Raw genomic sequence first — 22933 nt, forward strand, 5'->3', positions numbered from 1 at the left:
TGTCCTAGAACCGCGCCCGCACGCCGACGAAGGTTCCGCGGCCGGCCACGCCGTAGTTGCGGGTCGTCTCGTAGAATTCGTCGCCCTCGTTCTCGACCCGGCCATAGATCTCGACGGTGTCGTTCAACGGATAGGAGGCGCGGAGATCGACCAGGGTGTAACCCTCCAGCCGGGTGCTGTTGGACGCATTGTCGAAACTGTCGCCCGCGTGCAGGACCGCCACCGTGGTCGACAGGCCGAAGGGCCAGACATAGCCGACCGTCAGATTGGCGGTCTCCTGAGGCCGGCGCGCCAGTTGGCGGCCCAGATTGGCGCCTGGCGTGCGGTTCTCGGTGTTCGTCCGGGTATAGTTGGCCTGGGCCGAGAAGCCGCCGAGCGCATAGCCGGCCGCCAGTTCGATCCCGTCCGCCTCGGTCAGGGCGGTGTTGCTGTAATAGCCGAACCGGCGCGCGCCATCGACGAAACACAGGGGCGCGGTCGTCGAGGTCACGGCGCCGGAGCACGACACATAGTCGATCTGGTTGGTCGTCTCGCGTGCGAACCAGGTCGCCGACAGGACCAGGGATTGGTCGAACAACCGTTGCTCGACCCCGGCGTCCCAGCCATCGGCCTCTTCCGGCATCAGGGCCGTGTTCCCGTATTCGCTGTAGAGCTGGTACAGGCTCGGGGCCTTGAAACCCTGGCCGAAACTGGCGCGCAGGACCGTCGCGCCGCTGTTCAGCGACCAGGCCGCCGCCGCCTGGCCCAGGGTCTTGCCGCCGAAGGTGTCGTGTTCGTCGCGACGAACCCCGCCCGTCAATGTCACCCCGTTCAGGACCTCGGCCTGAAGCTGGCCATAGACGCCGTCGATGCCGACCTCGGCCGTCGACGGCACGGGGTTGGGTGCGAAGGAGGACGGCGAGGCGGAGCTGAACTCCGACTCTTCGCGCTCGGCGCCGAAGGTGGCGGTCCAGCCCGGGCGGATGTCCAGAACGCCCTGATACTCATAGCGTCTGTTGAGGCCTTCTGCGTCGAAGGTCACGGGCGTGACGGTCTGGTCCGGGTTCTCGCTGCGCCGGTCCGTGCGGGTGTAGGCGTAGGCGATACGGTTGCTGAGGCGGCCATCGAGCAGGTCGAAATTCAGGCCGGTATAGGTCACCAGCTCTCGGGTGCTCGACCTCTCGCGCGTATCGCCGAAGGCGAAAGCCGGGGCCGGGAAGCCGTCGATGTCCACCGTGCCGTCGGAATAGACGGCGCGCAGGTCCAGCGAGACGTCCTGCGCGATGCGGACGTTCGCGCGCCCGCTCAGTCCGAAATTCTCGTAGCCATCGTCCTCGGTTCCACGCGCGAAGCTGGAAAATCCGTCAGTCTGATAGCGGGAGGCGGCCAGGTGCCAGGCCGCGCGCTCGGTCATGCCGCCGATCCCGCCGCGCAGCCAGGTCGTGCCGCGCGAGCCGGCCTCGGCGTCCAGGCTGGCCTGGAACGGGCGGGTCGGCTCGGCGGTCACGATGTTGACGACGCCGCCGATGGCCTGTGAGCCCCACAGCGTCGATTGCGCGCCGCGCAGCACCTCGATGCGGGCGATGTCGCCGACCAGAAGATTGCCGAAGTTGAAGCCGCCCCCGGTGCCCGACGGGTCATTCAGCTTCACACCGTCGATGACGACGACGGTCTGGTCACTTTCGGCCCCGCGAATGCGCAGGGACGTCGTCGAGCCGACGCCTCCGTTGCGCGACAGGCTGACGCCCGGCGTGCGGACCAGCAGGTCGGCGACGGCGACGGTCTGGCTGGCTTTGATGGTTTCGGTCGTCAGGACGGTGACCGACTGGCCGACGCGGTCGGCGGCCTGGGCCGAGCGATTGGCGGTCACGACGACATCTTCCAGCAGGCTGGAGTCCGTCAACGAGGCCGCGGTCGGTCTGGCGGTCGCGGATTGCGCCGCCACATCGGTGGCGGTCAGGAGGAGGGCGGCGGTCGCCGCGCCAAGAAGGAGGTCGTGTCTCATTTGGGTCCAATCCCTGTGCTCGACAAAGCACCGGTCCCAGGAGACCGCGATCGAACACGCAGACGCGCCCGGTCGCGGCCGCGCGGAACGCGGCGCAACAGACGTCGTCATTCGGGTAGATCCCGTTCCGCTCGGCACACCACGTCCGCGCGAAGGACGACCACGACGGGCAGGTCTCCTGGCTCACGGGTCAATGCCGGTGCGCGCCGCCTTCCCAGGTCGTTCGGCCGAAACCGTTGGACCCAGTGGCTAGTGGCGCGCGGGCTCGCCGCTTACAGTTGCGTGGGCAGCCCAGGTTTCACACCTGAGTTCCCTATTAATCCCCATCGCTGGGGAACCTGTCGCAGGGTCGCCATAGGCCAATGCCCCGGGAGCGGCAAGAGAGGACGGACATGACCAAGACGCTTGTGCTCGGGGGCGCACGATCCGGCAAAAGCGCCTTCGCGCAAAAGAGGGCGGAGACCGCCGTCTCGCCCGGTCGCCCGCTCACGATGATCGCCACCGCCCAGGCCTTCGACGACGAGATGCGCGACCGGATCAGCCTTCACCGCGCGGATCGCGACGCGCGGTGGACCACGGTCGAAGCGCCGCTTGATCTGGCGGCGGCGATCGCCGCCCTTGGTCCCCAGGATGTCGCGGTCGTCGACTGTCTGACGCTCTGGCTCAGCAATGTCATGGCGGAGGAAAGCGACGTCGACGCCGCATGTCAGGCCCTGGTCCACGCCGTCGGCGACTGTCCGGCCACCGTCCTGCTGGTCTCGAACGAGGTCGGCTGGGGGATCGTGCCGGACAATCCCCTCGCGCGGCGCTTTCGGGACCAGGCCGGGCGACTGCACCAGGCCCTTGCCCGTGTGGCCGATGAAAGCGTGCTGATCGTCGCGGGCCTCGTCCTCCCCTTGGGTCACGGCTAGATCCGATCAGGCCCCAGGTATAGCGAGCGCCTGATTCACGCTTCCGTTTGGACCCACGCAGTGGGGCCACCTCACTCGACGAGTCGATGAATAGGGTCCAGGCCGGCCTGCGGGTCAGGCCCCGGCCTCGCCAACCCGCTCTCTCCGGTCTTTGACAATCGCGACGTCGCTGCGCGCCGTTCAGTCTTCGTCCGCCGCGTTCGGATCGATCGCTTCATCCACCAGCCTGCGCCAGTGTGGATCCGTGTCGTCGACCAGATCGACGTCGTCCAGCAGGGCCACCACGGCGTCGCCGTCCGGCAGGATCAGGCCGAGAACCTCCATGGGTTCGCCGAACGCGCCGGGATGAACCTCGGCCTGGACCGCGACCGCGCCCTGCTCGCCGTCGTCGTCCCACCAGATGACCGGCTGGGGCAGGTCCATGTCGATGACCTGAGGATCCTCAGAATCGCCCATGGCGAAGACCGCCCGGCGCGCCTGGACGTCATCGAGGGTGGCCACGCGCCCGGTGAACGGCTTCAGCCGCGACCAGTCGTCGGCGTCGAAGCCGCCGCCATCCTCGCCAAGGCCTTCGGTCGATTCGTCGGGGTTCACATCGTCGGTCATGCGGCCAGACTAGAGCCGGGCCGCCTGTCGGATCAATCGATCCCGAGCGCGGCCTTGATGACCCGCCAGTCGATGTATTTGAAGTTCTGGGTTCCGACGTCGTTGACGTCGTCCTGAACCACCACCACGCCTTCAGGGAAGGCCTCGGAGACGCGACCGCCCATGGCCGCCAGACCGTCGGTGCCGGTGACCCCGTCCACAACCCCGTCCTCGACCACGAATCGCCCCTTGTACTCGGGCGCCGCGCCGTCGATGCGCCAGACCGGGAAGGCGCTATCGCCCTGGCTGGAGCCGATCAGGTAGCGGGCCTCCCCGTCGGCCAGGATGGTCAGGCCCTCGGCGTCGGCGACCAGCTTGTCGGTCTCGATGCCCTGGATCAGGGTGCGGGCGTCGCCCGATGCCGGATCGAGACCATAGTGCCAGACGCCGACGTTCTCTTCCGCCAGATAGAGGGCGTTGGTGGCCTCGTCGGCGGCGCAGCCTTCTGAGATCGTGCCGATGTCGAAGCGACGGACCTCGCGCGAGACGGGCTGGCCCGCTGCGTCGGCGCTCAGGACGAACTGGCGCACCTCGCCCTCGTGCCCGACGAGGATGGCGTGGATCTCGGCGCCCCGGCGGGCGAAGCAGAAGCCGTAGGGCTCGACCACGTCGGTGCGGATCGCGCCCCATGGCCGGACGCCGTTCTGGCCCGTCCCGGCGGGATCGAACAGATAGAGGGAGACGCCCGTCTTCTCCGGCGTCCGGTCGCTGGCGCCCAGGACGACCTGCGGCCTGCCGGAGACATCCAGATCGACCGCGTCGACGTTGTTCAGCAGGCCTTCGGGCATGAATTGAAGCACCGCTCCGTCGAAGCCGTAGATGTACAGACCGGCCTTCTTGTCGGTGCCGGCGACGAAGCCGGGGGTGGTCGTTCCCATGACTATGACCGAGCGCTCGCCGATCCAGATGGCCGGATCGTCGGCCGCATCCTCGCCGCCGCCGGTACCGACCGAGGGGGTCTCCAGAACGGCCTGAACCCGGACGCCGGCGCCGATCACGCCTTCACCCTCGCCCTGATAATCGACCTCGTGGGTCGCACAGCCCGCGATCAGCAGGGCGGCGACGGCGGCGGTGCAAAGGGCGATCTGGCGCATGGCGGATCCTTGGATGGAAGGGCTTGGCCGGCCGCGCAGACCATGCGCCGAACAAGGGGTCAACCCCGGGGCGGTGCGACGTTTGGTTCGGACGGCCCACCCTTTCGGACGTCTACGGACGAACTGTCACGACCACGTTCCCGAACTGCCGATTTGTCTTCGCGCAAGCGTCGCGGTGCCGTCTTCGCCCAGGCTTAGCAGCGGCGTCCAGAACCGGCGGCGGGGGCGTCGACCGGGCCATCGGGATGCTTAGAATGAAACTCGCACTTCTGCTCGGGGCCGCCGTCGCGCCTCTGCTCATCGGCGGCGCCGCCGTCGCCCAGACGCAAGAGGCTCCGGCCACGGCGCTGGAAGAGGTCATCGTCACCGGTCGCCCGGTCCTGCGCAACCGCACCGACGACGTCGTCCCGACCCTGTCCTACGACCTGGAGTATTTCCAGCGCTTCGAACCCCTGACCGTCGGCGACGCCCTGAAGCGCGTGCCCAGCGTCACCTTCCTGTCGGACGTTCTGGAATCGGACGGCGTGCGTCTGCGCGGTCTGGATCCGGGCTACACCCAGGTCCTGATCAACGGCGAACGCGTCCCGGGCGCCGGCGTCGACCGCTCCTTCTTCGTCGACCGTATCCCCGCCGAGCTGATCGAGCGCGTCGAGGTCGTCCGTTCGTCCTCGGCCAACCGCTCGGGCGACGCGGTGGCCGGCGCGATCAACATCGTCCTGCGCGACGCCCTGTCTCTGGACGGCGGCTACGTGCGCGCCGGCCTGATCATGTTCCCGGACAATGAGCTGGGCGAGACCTTCGGTGCCGTCTATGGCGGCCAGGTCGGCCCGGGCCGGCTGCTCGTCGGCGCCAGCATCCAGGACCGGATCAACCCCAAGAACAAATTCAGCGCTCGCTATACCCAGCCGGGCGGTCCGCTGGACAACACCGAGGTCCAGACCGACGTGCGCGACGGCACCGACTATTCGTTCAACGTGGCCTATGAGGTCGATGTCGCGGGCGGCACGCTCGACCTGTCTGGACTGTTCGTGCGCACGGAGCGTCTACAGGACGAAGATTCGATCGAGTATCGTGGCGGTCGCCAGTCGAACGCGGACCTGTCGACGATCAACGACAACAACGTCGACATCGAAACCGACAACCTGCAACTGCGTGCCCGCTATGAGCGCGAGATGTTCGGCGGCGAGACCCGCTTCAAGCTGGGCTTCGCCTCGCTGACCGACGACCAGTACGAGTTCGAGAACGAAGCGGAATACCTGCGCGACGCGGTCATCTTCCCCGACGAGGACCGTTTCACCGCCGACGAAACCTATACCGACCTGGAAGACCGGGAGGTCTCGGCCGCGCTTGAACATACTCGCGCCTTGGGCGACGCCTTGGAGCTGGAGTTCGGCGTCCAGTATGTCGGCAAGGATCGCGACACCGACATCTCGGCCCCCGACCGCGTGCGCTTCAACATTCCGAACGCACCGTCGCCCCGCCCGGCCCAGCCCGCCTTCGGCGCCCGCAATCCGGTTCCAGGCGGCCTGTCGACCATCGAAGAGACCCGTATCGATCCCTACATCATGGTGTCGGGCGACAACGGCAATCTGAAGTGGGAAGCCGGCCTGCGTTACGAGACGACCGATACCTCGATCGAGGATCTGACGGCCCCGGCCGGCCTGCGCTCGGTCGACAACGACTATGCCGAGCTGCTGCCTTCGGCCAGCCTGCGCTATCAGTTGAATGAAAACGACCGGATCATCCTGTCGGCCGCCCGCACGGTTCGCCGTCCGAACTTCGACCAGCTGTCGCCGGTGACGCTGGAAGAAGAGCGCGGGGACAGTGACTTCATCGGCAACCCGAACCTGGAGCCGGAAACGGCCTGGGGCGTGGACGCCGGCATCGAGCACCGCATCGGCGCCCGCGGCGTGATCGGCCTGAACGCCTTCTACCGCTCGATCTCCGACCTGATCGAAGACACCAATACGGGCCGTACCGGTTCCGCCGGCGCAGGCACCTTCGTCTACACCGTCGACAACGTCGGCGACGGCGAGGTCTATGGCGTCGAGTTCGACCTCTCCACGCCGCTGGACTTCATCGGCATGGACACGACGGGCGTCTTCTTCAACGCCTCGTGGCTGGACTCGTCGATCGACGACTTCCTGGGCGACCGTCGCTTCAACTCGCAGTCGGACTATGTGCTGAACTTCGGCTTCACCCAGGACATCCCGAGCTGGAACGCCGCCTTCGGCGCGACCTACCGCAAGCAGGGCGAAGCCTACGAGCGCGTCATCGCCGAGGAAGTCACGACCCGCTACGGCGCCGATCTGGAAGTTTTCGTCGAGAAGCAGCTGTGGTCCAACACCGTCCTGCGTTTGACGGGCTCCAACCTGCTGAACTCGGCCAAGGAGGAGGACTTCAACAAGTTCGCCGACCTGAACGACCAGATCAGCCGCGATTTCGACGAATACGAGCTGGAGCGGGAGACAGCCGGCCCGGTCTATCAGGCCGTCCTGCGCGTCGCCTTCTAGGCGACGAGGTCGCCTCCAAACGGGAAGGGCCGGACAGGGATGTCCGGCCCTTTGTCGTTGTTCACACGGCCTTCAACAGGGATCGCGCGAATGCGACTGGACCCGCGCGGGGTCTGGGCCTACCGCCTGTGCCCGTATCGCGGCGCGGGGCTTGCAACGGCGGCGGAAAGGCGGGTCAACCGCGTGCCAAGACGGGAAGTTTGCGATGTTCATGGAGGGCGAGGTCAACTGGGTTCTGATCCTCGGCGTGCTCGCCGTGGCGGGACACGTCGTGGCCCTGATCGCCATCTGGTTTGCCGTGACCAACCGGGGACGCCACGTCACGACCTCGGATGAGCTGGACGCCGTGTCGAAAGCCCGGGAGGCCGCCGAAACCCGCCTGCATGAGACCCTGAACGCCATCCCCGTCGCCCTCGTGCAGACCGACATGGGTGGCAAATTCGTCTTCGCCAACCGCGCGGCGCACCAGCTGATGGGGCGTCGGGACGCTGAGCTGCTGGGCCTGCGTTTCCACTCGGCGACCTGGGGCATCACATACCCCGACGGTCGACCCGTGCCGCCAGACCTGCTGCCCAGCGCGCGTGCCCTGCGCGGCCAGACGGTCAAGGGCTTCCAGCACATCATCGCCAACCCGCAGACCCGCAGGAAGATGCTGGTCTCGGTCACGGCCATGCCGATCGAGGACGCCCACGGCCGGATCATCGGCTCGACCGCCGCCATCGTCGAGACCGAAGGCCTGATGACGCCCGAAGTCGTGACGGCTGAACCCGCGCCGACCCAGGCGGACGACCTGACCCGCCGGGTGTTCGAGGCGGCCTCCAGCGCCCTGGTCGTGGTCTCGACCCACGGGATCGTCCGCGAGGCCAATACCACGGCGCTGAACCTGTTCGGCCACACCCACGAAGTCATCGGCGTCGATTTCGCCGACCAGTTCCTGGGCGAGGCGGAGAGGGTCGAGGGTCGCCAGACGCTGCGCGCGGCGCTCAACGCCCAACCCGGAGAGGCCGATCCGATCGTGTCTGGTTTGGGCGGAGATCACGGCGTGGCCTGGCGCATCCTGCCGCTCGGCGCGCCGGGCGAGGCCGTCGAGGCCCTTCTGCTGGCGGGCGATCCGGTCGCTGCGCCGGCCGAGGAAGCCCCTGTCGAGATCGCCCCGGTCGCCGAAGCTGTCGCGGAGCCCGAGCCGGTCGAGGCCGCTGGCGTTCCGGCGCCGGTCGACCCGACCCCCGAACTGGAGGCCGCCAGAGAACGCGAGGCCGCGCTGACGGCCGAACTGGTGGCTGCGCGCAGCCAGTCCGAGGCCGCTCGCGCGGGTATCGTGCATGCGGTTGAGGCTGAACGGCTGCGTGGCCTCAAGGCCGCCGAAGAGGCGCGGGCCCAGGTCCTGGCCAAGATCGAGACGGGCAGCGACGCGTCGCGGCGGCTGGAAAGCGTCGGCCGCCTCACCGGCGGCGTGGCCCAGGATTTCAATGCGCTTCTGGCCGTCATGACCAGCGCGCTCGACATGATGCTGAAGACCGCCGACGACCCGGCGCGGGTCCGGCGTCTCGGTCAGGCCGCCTTGGCCGCCGGACAGCGCGGCGAGGCGTTGACCCGGCGGCTCTCGGCCTTCTCTCAGGGCGAGGACGCTCATGCCCAGGTGTTGGACGCGGGCGTCCTCCTGCGGGCGATGGAAACGCGCCTGCGCGGGATGGCCGGCCCAGACGTGGATCTGATGATCGAAGGGCCGTCCCGCGAAGCCTTCGTCCGGGTGGATCCGGTCGGCTTCGAAGGCGCGGTCCAGGCCCTGGTCCGCAACGCGGTCGAGGCCTTGGGGGGCGCAGGATCGGTCGCCGTCCGTCTCGAGGCGCTCGACGATGACGGGGTTCGGCTGACGGTGCGCGACACCGGGCCGGGACTGGACGCGGCGACAGCTGCCCGCGCGATGGAGCCCTTCTTCACGACTCGCGACGGTGCGGCCGGTCTGGGTCTGGCCCAGGTCCATGCCTTCGCCCGCCAGTCCGGCGGCGCCGTCACCCTGACCGGTGCCGAGGGCGAGGGCGCGGAGGCGACCCTCACCCTGCCGGCGGCCCCGTCGAGATCCGAAAGCGCCGCCTGACCGCTTGGTTTGGCGCGAGGCCGTGATAGGTTAACGAACGTCGTTCATCGCGTCGGGAGCCTCGGCCATGAAGATCCTCCGGTTCGTTCTGGTGCTGGCCGTGATCGGCTATGCGGCCTGGCTGGCCTGGCCCTTTATGTCGCCTTTCTTCGAGGGCGCCGCGCCCACGGTGGCGACCGAGCGTGCCTCCGCCATGGTCGAGGCGGGCGGCGGCATTCCCCAGGCGGTGTTCTGGATCGGTGCGGTCGTCCTCTATCTGATCGCGGCCGTCATGCTGGGGGCGGGAAACCCGCGCGCGGCGGTGGCCTATTTCCTCGGCTTTCTCGCCGACGCCGCCCTGCGTCTGGCCATCGACCGGTCGAGCGGCGGCGGACCGGCCAGCGCCTCGATCCAGGCCGACACCTACGCCGGGGGCGGTGAGATCGCCCAGCGGTCCGCCGAGGCCGTCGCGCCGGTGGGCCTGCCCGTCGATCCGACCTGGCTGATCCTCGGCGTCCTGCTCGTCGTGGGCCTGATCATCGTGGCCGTCTCGCGACGGAGGCGTCGACAACGACAGTCCGCTCATCTCACGGCCTGACCCCTCGCCGGACGGCTTCGCGCTTCCCATATCCGCCACAGTGGTTGACCCGAACGGGTCAGGCGCTAGGACAGCGGCCGACTCCCCGTCCGCGCCCGATACAGAGGTTTCCATGGCCACCGCTTCTGACCAGCCCGCCCCCGCCACCGCATCCTACGACGTCGTGATCATCGGCGGCGGCCCCGGCGGCTACAACGCCGCGATCCGGGCCGGGCAGCTCGGACTGAAGGTCGCCGTCGTCGAGAAGAACGCGACCCTGGGCGGCACCTGCCTCAACGTCGGCTGCATGCCTTCCAAGGCCCTGCTGCACGCCTCGGAGCTGTTCGAGATCGCCAACAAGGAGTTCGGCACGCTCGGCATCGATGTGGGCACGCCCAAGGTCAACCTGCCCCAGATGATGAAGCAGAAGGCCGAAAGCGTCACCGCCCTGACCAAGGGCATCGAGTTCCTGTTCAAGAAGAACAAGGCCGACTGGATCAAGGGCAGGGGCAAGATCGTCGCAACCGGAAAGGTGGAGGTCACCGCGGCCGACGGAGCCGTCACCACCCTGACGGCCAAGGACATCGTCATCGCCACCGGTTCTGAGCCGACCCCGCTTCCGGGCGTGGACTTCGTCGAAGGCAAGATCGTCGATTCCACCGGTGCCCTGTCTCTGCCGGCCATCCCGAAGAAGATGGTCGTCATCGGCGCGGGCGTTATCGGGCTTGAGCTCGGCTCGGTCTGGCGTCGTCTGGGCGCCGAAGTCACCGTGGTCGAGTTCCTCGACAAGGTCGGCGCCGGCATGGACGCCGAGGTCGCCACCGCCTTCCAGCGCGGCCTGACCAAACAGGGCATGACCTTCAAGATGGGCACGAAAGTCACCTCGGCGAAGGCGGCCAAGGACGGCGTCGTCCTGACGCTGGAGCCTGCCGCCGGAGGCACGGCCGAGACCCTGACGGCCGACGTGGTGCTGGTGGCTATCGGCCGTCGGCCCTACACGGCGGGCCTCGGTCTGGAGAGCGTCGGCATCGAGACCGACAAGCGCGGCTTCCTGGTCAACGACCACCTGAAGACCGGCAAGGACGGGATCTGGGTCATCGGCGACGTGACCCATGGCCCCATGCTGGCCCACAAGGCCGAAGAAGAGGCCGTCGCCGTCATCGAATACATCGCCGGCAAGGCGGGCCACGTCGACTACGACCTGGTCCCCAGCGTCATCTATACCGGTCCCGAAGTCGCCTGGGTCGGCAAGACCGAGGAACAGCTGAAGGCCGACGGCGTGGCCTTCAAGAAGGGCAAGTTCCCCTTCACCGCCAACTCGCGGGCCAAGATCAACCACGAGACCGAGGGCTTCGTGAAGGTCCTGGCCGATGCCACGACCGACAAGGTTCTGGGCGTCCACATCTTCGGCCCGTCGGCGGGCGAACTGATCGGCGAGGCCTGTATCGCCATGGCCTTCGGCGGCTCTTCGGAAGACATCGCCCGCACCTGCCACGCCCACCCGACCCGCTCCGAAGCCGTCAAACAGGCGGCCATGGGCGTCGAAGGCTGGACGATGCAGGCGTAAGGGTGGACCTCCACCTCACCGGCAAGCGCGCCCTGATCTGCGGCGGCTCCAGCGGCCTGGGCCGTGCGGTCGCCGAGGCCCTGGCGGCGGAGGGGGTGCACGTCGCCCTCCTGTCGCGCGACGCGGCCAGGCTCCAGGTCGTGGCCGACGGCATCAATGCGACCGCCATCGGCCGGGCCGTGTTCGTCACCGCCGATCTCGCCGACCACGACAGCCTGCTGAAGGCCGTCGACACGGCTGAAAGCCTGCTGGGCGGGCCGATCGAGATTCTGCTGAACAACACCGGCGGTCCGCCGCCGTCGGGCGTGGCGGGGCTGGACCCCGACCTGTGGCGGGCTCAGTTCGAATCCATGGTGCTGTCGGTCTTCCGCCTGACCGACCGGGTCCTGCCGGCCATGAGGGCGGCGGGCTGGGGTCGGATCCTGAACGTCGCCTCGGTGTCCCTGATCGAACCGATCGGGACGCTGGGCGTCTCCAACACCCTGCGGGCCTCCATCGCCGCCTGGGCCAAGACCCTGGCGACGGAGGTCGCCGCCGACGGGGTCACCGTCAACACCCTGCTACCCGGCCGGATCGACACGCCGCGCATCGAGAGGCTCGACAGGGCCGCCGCCGAACGCACCGGCAAGACGCCGGAACAGGCACGAGCGGACTCGGTCGTCTCCATCCCCGTCGGCCGCGTCGGTACGACCGAAGAGTTCGGCGCCGTGGCGGCCTTCCTGGCCAGTCCTCTGGCCGCCTATGTCACTGGATCCCTGGTGCGGCTGGACGGCGGATCGGTGCGGGCGATCTAGAGCCTTTCGTCGACCCACGTCGAATTGAATTTATTCCTCGATCTGCCTTGCGACCGCCGATCTGCGCATCCATCTGCCGCACGGGTCTTTGAAACCGTCAGTCAGCCCCGATCGTGGCGGCGCGGGATCGCACGGTCGGCCGGGGCGCATTCAACCGTTCGATCGGCGGCCGCCATCCGGACGGAGTGTACGCTTCGGACGCTTCGGACGGTGTTTTGGCGTCCACTCTTCGGCGTTTGCCGGGGTCGGATCCTAGCCGGGCCTCACCCCGCCGAAGCCCATGCGACGCGTGGCGTAGTCCAGCTCGATCCGGTTGAAGCGGTAGAGGATGTCCGCTCCCAGCAGCAGGGCCGGCTGATCCCCCAGCCCCAGGGTGCGGAAGGCATGAAGGTCCGCGAACAGCACGGGCGTCGGGCCCAGGTGGTGCCTGGCGATCTGCAGCGACCTCAGCTGTCCGGCATAGGCGTCGATGGTCTGGCCGGTGACGCCATAGACAGGGATGGGGCGTGAGCCGACCTGACCGCCGATGGCCCGCAACAGGGCGGTGTTGCCGATCGAATACTGGGCGCCGCTGTCGACGAACGACTGGACCGGGACGCCGTCGACCACGGCGTTGGTCAGAATCAGTTGGCCGGAGGCGTCGGCCCGCGTTCGCGCTCCACCCGGCAGGCGGGTCGGGATGTAGGAGGCCGAGCCGCGCGCATAGAAGGCCGGGCCCGAGGGCGTCATGCTGACGGTCCGCTCCGCAAGGTTCATGGACAGACGGAACTGCGACAGTATGTCCAGGCCCAGAAGGCCGTCGGCGGCCAGCAGCGACCGCTCGAACACCGGCATGATGACGTGGTTGAAGCGTCGCCGCCCGAACGTCACCCGGCTGACCAGGACCGTCGGCGTCGCCTGGGCGGCGGTGACCCCGTGAACGGTGACGGTCGGGCCGGGCGGCAGGCCCAGGGTCTCGGCCAGATCGCGGGCGATGGAGGTCCGCTCCGCTCCGGTGTCCAGCACGAACAGTCGCGGACTGCGGCCGTTCAGGCGCACCGCGGCGGCCATCCGGGTCAGCAGGTTCGCCGACAGGGACAGGGCGTCGGGCGGCGGGCCGGCCGGGGTTTCGGTCTGTTGCGCGAACCCGCCGAGGCCGGTCAGCAGCAGGGCGCCGCCGCCAAGCATCCGCCTGCGGTCGAGGCCCTCTCGCCCAGGTTCGTCCCTGGTCTGCGTCGTCTCTTCCATGGGCCGCCTCCCCGCGGCATTTGCCGAAGCCTAGGACGCCGACGGCGGCGCGCCTAGTCCAGGCGGCCTGATCGTTTCGTCATACCGGGATGCATCCTTTGGGTGTATGGTGGTCGCCTGACTGGAGGTTCCGATGCTCTCGATCTTGCTCCTTCTCGCCGTTGCGCCCCAGCTGTCCCAGGCACCAGAGCGCGATCTACGTCCCGCTACGCTTGAGGAAATGACGGCAGCCGGTGTGCCGCCACCGCCTGGAGATCGCTCTGGGCCCGGCGTCATCGGCATGACGCCGGCTCACTGCCGTAGCGATGTCACACTGACCATCGGTCCAACTCCGCTGGGCAATGGCTTGTTGTGGCGGGAAGGCCAGGACCCCGTCGCCCACTACCTGTTGCTGGAGCGCCGGATAGGTGGCTGCCCCGCCCCGTTGATCGTCAACTATCGTGTGCCGGGCTCCAACGCTGTGGGTCGCGAGGCGATCGCACCTGGTACCGGCGATCGTCTGCCCTCAGCCTCGCCGGTGACCACAGGCGGCCGCTAAGGCCTCGGATGAGCCGCAGCGTAGGCCCCCAGCAGGTGGGCGGCGTCGACGGCGGTGTATTTCTGGGTCGTCGACAGGCTGGCGTGGCCCAGCAGTTCCTGGATGCTGCGCAGATCCGCGCCCGCGCCCAGCAGGTGGGTCGCGAAACTGTGCCGCAGGGCATGGGGCGTGGCGCTGGCGGGCAGGCCGAGACGACCGCGCAGCTTCTGCACCGTCGCCTGCACATGGCGGGCGCTGAGCGGGCCGCCGCGACGGGCGCGGAACAGGGCGTCCGAAGGCTGCAGCGGGAAAGGCTGGGCGGCCAAGGCGGCATCGACCGCTGAGCGGACGGCGGCCAGGACCGGCACGATCCGGGTCTTTCCGCCCTTGCCGGTGATGCGCAGGCTCTCGGGGATCGGGGCGTCGGCGCGGGTCAGGCCCAGCGCTTCCGAGATCCGCAGGCCGCAGCCGTAGAGCAGGGACAGGACGGCGGCGTCGCGCAGCGCCTCCCACGGCTCGGCGTCGGGGTCGAGGGCGGGTTCGGCCAGCATGCCGCGCGCCTGATCTGCGCTGACCGGACGGGGCAGGGAGGGCTTCACGCGTGGACCGCGCACGAGGGCCAGCAGGGGCGCCGGGGTATCGCAGCGGCGGTCGAGGAAGACGTGGAAGGTGCGGATCGCCGACAGGGTCTGGCTCAGCGAGCGGGCGTTCAGAGGGTGGTCGCCGCTCCGGCGCTCTGCCAGGTGGGCGCGCAGCTCGGCGGCGGTGACCGTGCCGAGGTCGGTCAGGCTCTGGGACTCGCCACGATGACGGTCGAGGAAGGCGAGGTAGAGCCGGCCGATGTGACCGTAGGCCTCCAAGGTCCGGGGCGACAGGCGGCGCTCGTGCGCCAGATGCTCCAGCCACGCCGAGAGGGCTTCGGAGGCGGTCAGTTGAGGATCGGCCATCGTTCGGCCGTGCGTTCGACGACCCGGGCGATGAAGGCCACCAGTTCGCAGCCCATGCCGGGGGTGAAGCCCTCGTCCTCGGCCGAGGCGAAGGCGCAGATCGCCGGGCGGGCCTCCTCGGGGCGTTCGCCGCCGAGGTGGGGGGCCATGCGGATCAGGGCGATGGACTTGGCCTGTTCGCCGCTCGGGCCGAACAGGTCGAGACCGTCGAACATCGGGCCAAGCCAGGTCAGGCCGTGGTCGCCCAGCAAGGCGTTGACGCCGCCGGCCTCCAGCCCGCGCCAGCCGAAGGGGACGCCGCCGGGCTTCTCGATGGCGATGCCGGCGCCGGCGAGACCGAACCGGCCCTGGGCTACGGCATCGAGCCGGCGGGCGAGGTCGGAGTGGCTGCGGGATTCCATCAGGTCGAGGGCCGCGACATGGGTCTGGGTCTGGGCGGCGAAGTTCGCACGGGCGACCGATTCGATGCGCTTGCGTGCATCGGCCTCCCGCTCGGCGGCTTCCTCGAGCTTGGTCAGGGCGGCGCGGCCGAACTCGATGACGTTCCTGCCGTGGGGCTTCAGACCGATCTCTTCCAGCAGGGAGCGGTCGTCGGCGAGGGTCTGGGGGTTGGCCTGCAACCAGGCGCGCACGTCCGGCCAGTGGAGCTCACTGGAGGCGAACAGGTCTGCGGTCTGGTCCTTGGACTTCACGGCGGCGCTCCTCCCGGAACGCCGGGTCGTAAACTACAGGATGGAGCTTTCCTGTTGGTCGATCCGCTAGAGGATCGACTGGCCGGTCTTGCCCCAGTCCGCCAGGAAGGCATCAAGCCCTTTGTCGGTTAACGGGTGCTTGATCAGGGCCTTGAAAGTGTCGGCCGGCAGGGTGGCGGCGTCCGAACCGGCCAGCGCGGCGGCCGTCACGTGGGCCGGGTGGCGCAGGCTGGCGGCCAGGATCTGGGTCTCGAAGCCGTGGATGTCGTAGAGGGCCCGGATCTCTTCCAGCAGCTCCGAACCCACCGCGCCGTGGTCGTCGAGGCGGCCGACGAACGGCGAGACATAGGTGGCGCCGGCCTTGGCGGCGAGCAGGGCCTGGGCGGCGGAGAAGCAAAGGGTGACGTTGGTCTTGATCCCCTTGTCGGCAAAATTGCGGGCGGCGCGCAGGCCGTCCCAGGTGAGGGGCAGCTTCACGACGACGTTCGGGGCGATGGCGGCGAGCTTGTCGCCTTCCTTGACCATGGTCTCGAAATCGGTGGCGACGGCCTCGGCGGAGATCGGGCCCTCGACCAGCGCGCAGATTTCGGCGATGACCTCGGCGATGTTGCGACCGGATTTGGCGATCAGCGAGGGATTGGTGGTCACGCCGTCCACCATCCCGGTGGGCAGCATGTCCTTGATGACGGCGACGTCGGCGGTGTCGAGGAAGAGTTTCATGGTGCTGGTTCTAGCTGAGCGGGCCTGCCGGTGAAAGTCGCCTCGGTTCTCATTCCCCTGCCGGTGCACGGGGCCTTCGATTACGAGGTGGCAGAGGGCATGGACCTCGCGCGGGGCGATCAGGTGGCGGTGCCGCTCGGGCCGCGCCTGATGCGGGGCATCGTCACCGAGGTGCGGGCGACGACGGGGTCGAACCGAAGACTGAAAGCGGTCGAGGCCCTGCTGGACGATCCGAGGTTGCCGGCAGGCACAGTCGACTTCGTGGAATGGGCCGCGCGCTGGACACTGAGCCCGCCGGGCGAGATGGCGGCGACGGCGCTGAAGGGCTTGCGGGCGCCCCGGCCTCGGCCGGAGCGGCGGCTGCGGCGGGTCGGGGATCGAAGCCCGAACCGGCCGACGGCCGGGCGCGCGGCGGTGCTGGAGGCTCTGGGCGAACGGGCCATGGCGGGGCCGGACTTGGCGCGGGCGGCGGGGGTCTCGTCGGCGGTCGTGAAGGGGCTGGTCGACGAGGGGGTGCTGGAGGCGTTCGAGGTCGAGGCCGTGGCGGCCTTCGACGCGCCCGATCCGGATCACAGGCCGGCCAGTCTGAACGCGGCTCAGGCGGCGGCGGCGGACGCCCTATCGGCGGCGACCGAGGCTGGCGGGTTCAGGCCCTTCCTGCTGGACGGGGTCACGGGGTCCGGCAAGACCGAGGCCTATCTGGAGGCCGTGGCGCGGACGCTGAAACGGGATCCTGAGGCGCAGGTGCTGATCCTGCTGCCCGAGATCGCCCTGACCCAGGCGCTGATCGAGCGGATCACCAAGCGGTTCGGGGCGGCGCCGGCGGAGTGGCACTCCGGGGTGGCCCCGCCCCGTCGGCGAACGGTGTGGGAGGCGGTGGTCGCCGGCCGCTGCAACATCGTGGTGGGCGCGCGCTCGGCCCTGTTCCTGCCCTTCCCGAACCTGAAGCTGATCGTCGTCGACGAGGAGCACGACGGGTCGTTCAAGCAGGAGGACGGGCTGGTCTATCATGGCCGGGACCTGGCCGTGGCGCGGGCGCGGATCGAGGGGGCGGTGGTCGTCCTGGCATCGGCGACGCCGTCGCTGGAGACGCTGTGGAATGCGCATCACGGGCGATACGGCTGGCTGAAGCTGTCGAGCCGGCATGGGGCGGCGGTGCTGCCGCAGATCAGCCTGCTGGACCTGAGGCAGAACCCGCCCGATCCCCAGACCTGGCTGTCGCAGCCGCTGCGCGAGGCGATCGGGGAGACCCTTCTGGCGGGGGAGCAGACCCTGCTGTTCCTCAATCGGCGGGGCTATGCGCCGGTGGTGCTCTGCCGGTCTTGCGGGCACCGGATGACCTCGCCGGACACCGACTCCTGGCTGGTCGAGCATCGCTATACCGGGCGGCTGGTCTGTCACCTGACCGGGTTTTCGATGGTGCGGCCGAAGCTGTGTCCGTCGTGCGGGGCCGAGGATAGCCTCGTGTCGGTCGGTCCCGGGGTGGAGCGGGTCGAGGAGGAGGTGCGCCAACTTTTCCCCGAGGCGCGGACGGCGGTGTTCAGTTCCGACACGATTCCCGATCCCAGGGCGATGCGGGCTCTGATCCAGCGGATGACCGACGGCGAGATCGACATCCTGGTGGCGACCCAGGCGGCGGCCAAGGGGCATAACTTCCCGCATCTGACCCTGGTCGGGGTGGTGGATGCGGACCTGGGGCTGCGCGGCGGGGACCTGAGGGCGGCGGAGCGGACCTTCCAGCTATTGACCCAGGCGACGGGCCGGGCCGGGCGGGCGGACAAGCCGGGTCGGGCGATCCTGCAGACCTGGACGCCCGAGCATCCGGTGCTGATGGCGCTGGCGGCGGGCGACCGGGACGCCTTCGTCGAGGCCGAGATGGCCGAGCGGGAGGCGGCGTCTTTGCCACCCTACGGGCGGCTGGCGGCGATCATCCTGTCGGGCATCGATGCGATGGCGGTTGAGAAGGCCGCCAACGATCTGGCTGCGGCGATCCCGAACGCGGAGCGGCTGGAGGTCTATGGCCCGGCCGATGCGCCGTTGGGGCTCATAAGGGGGCGTCGGCGGAAAAGGCTTCTCGTGCGGGCGGACCGCGATGTGGACCTTCAAGGCTTCCTGCGGTCGTGGTTGAGCCGGGTGAAGGCGCCGGGATCGGTCAGGCTGACTGTGGACGTGGATCCCTACAGCTTCCTGTGAGCGCCGATGTCAGGGTCCGAAAACACCCTGACATTTCGGACAATGCAACCAGTCGATTGAGGAAAATCAATGACTTGGAAGATCCGAAATGTCCGATATGACAGGGTTATCGGAATTCTGCGGCGGCGTGCGAGGCTCGCTGGTGGCGATGTCAAAGACGTGACGGAGATGTGGGAACGGCGTCATGACAGCACAAGTCCGGTCTAGGATAAAACTCCTACCTCGACCCATCCCTCGTGCACCCGAGCGAAGGCTGGGGTGCACGGATGGGGAGGAATCAGCGCGCCTCGGTCAGGCGGATTTCGAACAGTTTCGGCCAGTTCTTGCCGGTGACGAACAGGCGTTTGTTGGCGGCGTCCCAGGCGATGCCGTTGAGGACGTCGTCGGCCGGGTTGTCGACCGGATCGGGCAGGAGGCCGGTCAGGTCGATCACGCCGGTGACCGCGCCTGTGGCCGGGTCGATGCGGACGATGAAGTCGGTCTGCCAGACGTTGGCCCAGACCTCGCCTTCGATGAACTCCAGCTCGTTCAGCCGGTCCAGCGGGCGACCCATGTAGGTGACGGGGACCGAGCCGGTCTGTTGCAGGGTATTGGGGTCGAGGAAGCGCAGCGAGGCCGTCCCGTCCGACAGGATGACCCGCGTGTCGTCGTGCGTCAGGCCCCAGCCTTCGCCGGAGTATGAGAAGGTTCCGGCGGGCTCGAGGTCGTCGATGTCCCAGACGAAGCCGTGGCCGCCCTGCCAGGTCAGGCTCAGGATCCGATCGCCGACGGCGGTCAGGCCTTCGCCGAAGAACTGCATGTCCAGCTCACGCCTGGCCAGAACCTCGCCGTCCTCGAGCCGCACGCGGCGGATCGTCGAGGGATGGCGGCCGGTGCTTTCCAGCAGAATGCCGTCGTGGAACTCCAGACCCTGGGTGAAGGCGGCCGGGTCGTGCGGATAGATGTTCACGACCTCATAGCCGTAGCGGGGCGGCCGGGCCGGCTGGGTCGCCGGAGCGACCGGGGCCGGGGCGGCGGCGGGCGTCGCCGTCTGTGCATAGGTGGTCGGGGCGAAGGCGAGGCTGGTCAGCCCCGCGAACGCCGCGACCCAGGACGACGCCCGCGCGCGCATCAGTGCGTCGGATCGGCGGCGGCTTCCGCCTCCGCCGCCTTGGCCCGCACCTCCGCCTGATCGGCGGCGTTCCGGGCGAGCTTGGCCTTCTCCTGCTTGGATGTCGCGGATCGTCCCAGCATGTTCAGCGCCTCCACCCCGGCCGAGAAGGCCATGGCGGCGTAGATATAGCCCTTGGGAACGTGGAAGCCGAAGCCGTCGGCGATCAGGACCAGGCCGATCATCAACAGGAAGCCCAGGGCCAGCATGACCACGGTGGGGTTCTTGGCGATGAAGTTGGCCAGGGGATCGGCGGCCAGCAGCATGACGGTGACGGCGGCCAGAACGGCCACGACCATGATCGGCAGGTGCTCGGTCATGCCGACGGCGGTCAGGATTGAGTCGATCGAGAAGACCAGGTCCAGGATGATGATCTGGACGATGGCCGAACCGGCGTTGGAGATGACGGCGTCCTTCTTGTCCAGCACGTCATGCGAGGGCGTCGGATCGACGGTGTGGTGGATTTCCTTGGTCGCCTTCCAGATCAGGAACAGTCCGCCGGCGATCAGGATCAGGTCCTTCCACGAGAATTCGTTGCCCATGACGGTGAAGACCGGCTGGATGAGGCCGACCAGCCAGGCGATGATCGACAGCAGGGCCAGACGCATGACCAGAGCCAGGCCGATACCGATGCGGCGGACCCGCTGGCGGTGCTCCGGCGGCAGCTTGTTCGACAGGATCGAGATGAAGATGAGGTTGTCGATGCCGAGCACGACCTCCATCACCACCAGGGTGACGAGCGCCGCCCAGGCAGCGGGGTCGCTAAGCAATGGGATAATGCTATCGAACATCGGGTATCAGTGTCTCTCGCAAAGGATGGATTCGCCCTCTAGCGCACAGGTGGCTCTGCAGTTCAATCGGACGCTATGGCGCAGGACGAGGCGAGGCAAGTTCGCGAACCTGACGAAGCCCTTGGAGGGGTGCGACTGTATCGTCCGTGCAGCCTCGGTTGCGACAGCCAAAAGCCCATGCTATCAGGCGCCCGGCTTCCAGAGGGCGTTTCAACCGAGACGGCCTTTTGTGTGCTTTCCTTAAGCATTTCAAGCCTTTGACCGGCGCGAGGTTCGCGACCGGTCTATTTGAACAGATACGCTACAGCGGACGGACAGGCCTTGGCTGACGATTTCAGAACGACGGAAGTCGGTGGGCGCTACGCACAGGCGCTGTTCGACCTGGCCCTGGAGACGGGTCGCCTGGAGGCCGTTCGCGCCGACCTGAAGTCGCTGAAGGCCGCCTGGATCGAAAGCGCCGACCTGCGCCGCCTGGCCCATTCTCCGATCATCACCGCCGAAGATCAGCAGAAGGGCCTTGTCGCCATCGCCACGAAGGCAAAGTTCGACGCGACGACGAAGAATTTCCTCGGCCTGCTGGCCCAGAACGGTCGCGCCAAGGACCTGGGCGCGGTGATCACCGGCTTCGAGACCCTGTATTCGGCCCACACCGGCGTCGTCGCCGCCGAGGTCGTCTCGGCCGTGGCCCTGTCGACCGTCCAGACCACCCATATCCGTTCGGCCCTGTCACAGGCGCTGGGCAAGGTTCCCGAAATGACCGCCCGCGTCGATCCGTCGATCCTGGGCGGACTGAAGGTCAAGGTCGGCTCGAAACTGTTCGACGCCTCGCTGAAGACCAAGCTCGACCAGATGAAGTTCGCCCTGAAGCGCGCTTGACGCGCTTCAGAACCAAGATGCAGCGGGCCTAGGCCCACCCGATTGACCTCGCGGTTCTGACCGCGACACGAAGACCAAGACAGAGAGATCCAAATGGACATCCGCGCCGCCGAGATTTCGGCCATCCTCAAGTCCCAGATCGCCAACTTCGGCGTGGAAGCCGACGTCTCGGACGTCGGTCAGGTCCTGTCGGTCGGCGACGGCATCGCCCGCATCCACGGTCTGGACAACGTCCAGGCCGGCGAGATGATCGAGTTCCCCAAGGCCGGCGTCAAAGGCATGGCCCTGAACCTGGAGCGCGACAACGTCGGCGCCGTGATCTTCGGCGCCGATGCCCAGATCGCCGAGGGCGACGAAGTCCGTCGTCTGGGCGAGATCGTGGACGTTCCGGTCGGCAAGGGCCTCTTGGGCCGCGTCGTCAACCCGCTGGGCGAGCCGATCGACGGCAAGGGCCCGATCCAGTTCACCGAGCGTCGCCGCGTGGACGTGAAGGCGCCGGGCATCATCCCCAGGAAGTCGGTTCACGAGCCGATGCAGACCGGCCTGAAGGCCATCGACACCCTGATCCCCGTCGGCCGCGGCCAGCGCGAACTGATCATCGGCGACCGTCAGGTCGGCAAGACCGCCGTCGCGATCGACACCATCCTGAACCAGAAGTCGATCAACGTCGAAGGCGCGTCGGAAGGCGATAAGCTCTACTGCATCTACGTCGCCATCGGCCAGAAGCGCTCGACCGTGGCCCAGATCGTCAAGACGCTCGAAGAGCGCGGCGCCCTGGAATACACCATCGTCGTCGCCGCAACGGCCTCGGAGCCGGCGCCGCTGCAGTTCCTGGCGCCCTTCTCGGGCACGGCCATGGGCGAGTTCTTCCGCGACAACGGCATGCATGCCCTGATCGTGTACGATGACCTGTCCAAGCAGGCCGTCGCCTATCGTCAGATGTCCCTGCTGCTGCGCCGTCCGCCGGGCCGTGAAGCCTATCCGGGCGACGTCTTCTACCTGCACAGCCGCCTGCTGGAGCGTTCGGCCAAGCTGAACGAGGACAACGGTTCGGGTTCGATGACCGCCCTGCCGCTGATCGAGACCCAGGCCAACGACGTTTCGGCCTATATCCCGACCAATGTGATCTCGATCACCGACGGCCAGATCTTCCTGGAATCCGACCTGTTCTACCAGGGCATCCGCCCGGCCGTGAACGTCGGCATCTCGGTGTCGCGCGTGGGCTCCTCGGCCCAGATCAAGGCGATGAAACAGGTCGCCGGTTCGATCAAGGGCGAGCTGGCCCAGTATCGCGAGATGGCCGCCTTCGCCAAGTTCGGTTCGGACCTGGACGTCTCGACCCAGAACCTGCTGGCCCGCGGCGCGCGCCTGACGGAACTGCTGAAGCAGCCGCAATACTCGCCGCTGACCGTCGAAGAGCAGGTCGTGTCGATCTATGCCGGCACGCGCGGCTTCCTCGACAAGATCGCGGTGGCCGACATCGGCCGCTTCGAGAGCGAACTGCTGGCCCGGATGCACTCGGCGCACCAGCCGATCCTCGACTCGATCAAGTCGACCAAGGCTCTGTCGAAAGAGCTGGAAGCCGAGCTGAAGGCCGCGATCGACGCCTTCACCAAGACCTTCGCCTAAGTCTGACCCCCGGAAGCTGAAAGAGTAGC

At 68.1% G+C, this 22933-nt stretch carries 19 protein-coding genes and 1 riboswitch; of the genes, 10 read left to right on the forward strand and 9 right to left on the reverse strand.

The window, feature by feature from the left end:
- Nucleotides 1–4: 4 nt before the first annotated feature.
- On the reverse strand, nt 5–1984 hold the full coding sequence (locus ACW171_RS12810) for a TonB-dependent receptor plug domain-containing protein (RefSeq protein ID WP_492093744.1): 1980 nt from the start codon (nt 1982–1984) through the stop codon (nt 5–7).
- Between the two features lie 151 nt (nt 1985–2135).
- Nucleotides 2136–2341: riboswitch (cobalamin riboswitch) on the reverse strand.
- A 35-nt stretch (nt 2342–2376) separates the two neighbouring features.
- Between ACW171_RS12810 and cobU the strand changes: the two genes are divergently transcribed.
- Nucleotides 2377–2895 (forward strand): bifunctional adenosylcobinamide kinase/adenosylcobinamide-phosphate guanylyltransferase, encoded by a 519-nt coding sequence (gene cobU / locus ACW171_RS12815; RefSeq protein WP_492093745.1) that lies wholly within the window; start codon nt 2377–2379, stop codon nt 2893–2895.
- A gap of 180 nt (nt 2896–3075) precedes the next feature.
- Here the strand turns inward: cobU and ACW171_RS12820 are convergent, their stop codons facing one another.
- Both ACW171_RS12820 and ACW171_RS12825 read right to left on the reverse strand, forming a co-directional pair.
- Entirely contained in the window at nt 3076–3501 is a 426-nt protein-coding gene (locus ACW171_RS12820; RefSeq protein ID WP_492093746.1) for a hypothetical protein, read from the reverse strand.
- Between the two features lie 32 nt (nt 3502–3533).
- On the reverse strand, nt 3534–4634 hold the full coding sequence (locus tag ACW171_RS12825; protein ID WP_492093747.1) for a phytase: 1101 nt from the start codon (nt 4632–4634) through the stop codon (nt 3534–3536).
- Between the two features lie 254 nt (nt 4635–4888).
- On the opposite strand from ACW171_RS12825, the gene ACW171_RS12830 reads away from it, so the two are divergent.
- The 5 genes from ACW171_RS12830 (at nt 4889) to ACW171_RS12850 (ending at nt 12162) form a co-directional block, all read left to right on the forward strand.
- Nucleotides 4889–7147 (forward strand): TonB-dependent receptor plug domain-containing protein, encoded by a 2259-nt coding sequence (locus ACW171_RS12830; RefSeq protein WP_492093748.1) that lies wholly within the window; start codon nt 4889–4891, stop codon nt 7145–7147.
- A 205-nt stretch (nt 7148–7352) separates the two neighbouring features.
- The gene (locus tag ACW171_RS12835; protein ID WP_492093749.1) at nt 7353–9245 is read left to right on the forward strand and encodes a PAS domain-containing sensor histidine kinase; all 1893 of its coding nucleotides are present in this window, start codon (nt 7353–7355) and stop codon (nt 9243–9245) included.
- A gap of 67 nt (nt 9246–9312) precedes the next feature.
- The gene (locus ACW171_RS12840) at nt 9313–9822 is read left to right on the forward strand and encodes a hypothetical protein (RefSeq protein ID WP_492093750.1); all 510 of its coding nucleotides are present in this window, start codon (nt 9313–9315) and stop codon (nt 9820–9822) included.
- Nucleotides 9823–9934: 112 nt separating this feature from the next.
- Entirely contained in the window at nt 9935–11368 is a 1434-nt protein-coding gene (gene lpdA / locus ACW171_RS12845; protein ID WP_492093751.1) for a dihydrolipoyl dehydrogenase, read from the forward strand.
- A gap of 2 nt (nt 11369–11370) precedes the next feature.
- On the forward strand, nt 11371–12162 hold the full coding sequence (locus tag ACW171_RS12850; protein ID WP_492093752.1) for an SDR family oxidoreductase: 792 nt from the start codon (nt 11371–11373) through the stop codon (nt 12160–12162).
- Nucleotides 12163–12414: 252 nt separating this feature from the next.
- Here ACW171_RS12850 and ACW171_RS12855 read toward each other — a convergent pair whose 3' ends face one another.
- Nucleotides 12415–13389: an aspartyl protease family protein gene (locus ACW171_RS12855; protein WP_492093753.1), complete on the reverse strand. Its 975-nt coding sequence runs from the start codon at nt 13387–13389 to the stop codon at nt 12415–12417.
- 133 nt (nt 13390–13522) lie between these two features.
- Here ACW171_RS12855 and ACW171_RS12860 point away from each other — a divergent pair, with 133 nt between their 5' ends.
- On the forward strand, nt 13523–13927 hold the full coding sequence (locus ACW171_RS12860) for a hypothetical protein (RefSeq protein WP_492093754.1): 405 nt from the start codon (nt 13523–13525) through the stop codon (nt 13925–13927).
- Here the strand turns inward: ACW171_RS12860 and ACW171_RS12865 are convergent.
- The 3 genes from ACW171_RS12865 to fsa all read right to left on the reverse strand — a co-directional run bounded on the left by ACW171_RS12865 (nt 13924) and on the right by fsa (nt 16265).
- Nucleotides 13924–14853: a tyrosine recombinase XerC gene (locus ACW171_RS12865; protein WP_492093755.1), complete on the reverse strand. Its 930-nt coding sequence runs from the start codon at nt 14851–14853 to the stop codon at nt 13924–13926. The genes ACW171_RS12860 and ACW171_RS12865 overlap by 4 nt on opposite strands.
- A complete protein-coding gene (locus tag ACW171_RS12870) occupies nt 14835–15545 on the reverse strand; it encodes a DUF484 family protein (RefSeq protein ID WP_492093756.1) in 711 nt (236 codons plus the stop codon). Before ACW171_RS12870 ends, ACW171_RS12865 begins: the two co-directional genes overlap by 19 nt.
- A gap of 66 nt (nt 15546–15611) precedes the next feature.
- Nucleotides 15612–16265 carry a fructose-6-phosphate aldolase gene (fsa, locus tag ACW171_RS12875; RefSeq protein WP_492093757.1) on the reverse strand — a complete coding sequence of 218 codons (654 nt, stop codon included), beginning with the start codon at nt 16263–16265 and terminating at the stop codon, nt 15612–15614.
- A gap of 30 nt (nt 16266–16295) precedes the next feature.
- Between fsa and ACW171_RS12880 the strand changes: the two genes are divergently transcribed.
- Complete coding sequence (locus ACW171_RS12880) at nt 16296–18458, forward strand: primosomal protein N' (RefSeq protein ID WP_492093758.1); 2163 nt, start codon at nt 16296–16298, stop codon at nt 18456–18458.
- Between the two features lie 277 nt (nt 18459–18735).
- Here the strand turns inward: ACW171_RS12880 and ACW171_RS12885 are convergent, their stop codons facing one another.
- Together ACW171_RS12885 and ACW171_RS12890 are read right to left on the reverse strand one after the other, a co-directional pair.
- Complete coding sequence (locus ACW171_RS12885; protein WP_492093759.1) at nt 18736–19569, reverse strand: glutaminyl-peptide cyclotransferase; 834 nt, start codon at nt 19567–19569, stop codon at nt 18736–18738.
- Nucleotides 19569–20399 carry a TerC family protein gene (locus ACW171_RS12890; protein ID WP_492093760.1) on the reverse strand — a complete coding sequence of 277 codons (831 nt, stop codon included), beginning with the start codon at nt 20397–20399 and terminating at the stop codon, nt 19569–19571. The genes ACW171_RS12885 and ACW171_RS12890 overlap by 1 nt, the downstream gene beginning before the upstream one ends.
- Nucleotides 20400–20720: 321 nt before the next feature.
- On the opposite strand from ACW171_RS12890, the gene ACW171_RS12895 reads away from it, so the two are divergent.
- Both ACW171_RS12895 and atpA read left to right on the forward strand, forming a co-directional pair.
- Nucleotides 20721–21275, forward strand: coding sequence for a F0F1 ATP synthase subunit delta (locus ACW171_RS12895; protein ID WP_492093761.1), 555 nt, complete (start codon nt 20721–20723; stop codon nt 21273–21275).
- Between the two features lie 93 nt (nt 21276–21368).
- Nucleotides 21369–22904, forward strand: coding sequence for a F0F1 ATP synthase subunit alpha (gene atpA / locus ACW171_RS12900; RefSeq protein ID WP_492093762.1), 1536 nt, complete (start codon nt 21369–21371; stop codon nt 22902–22904).
- The last annotated feature ends 29 nt before the right edge of the window (nt 22905–22933 follow it).

This window comes from Brevundimonas sp. FV1ye28 (assembly GCF_058681135.1).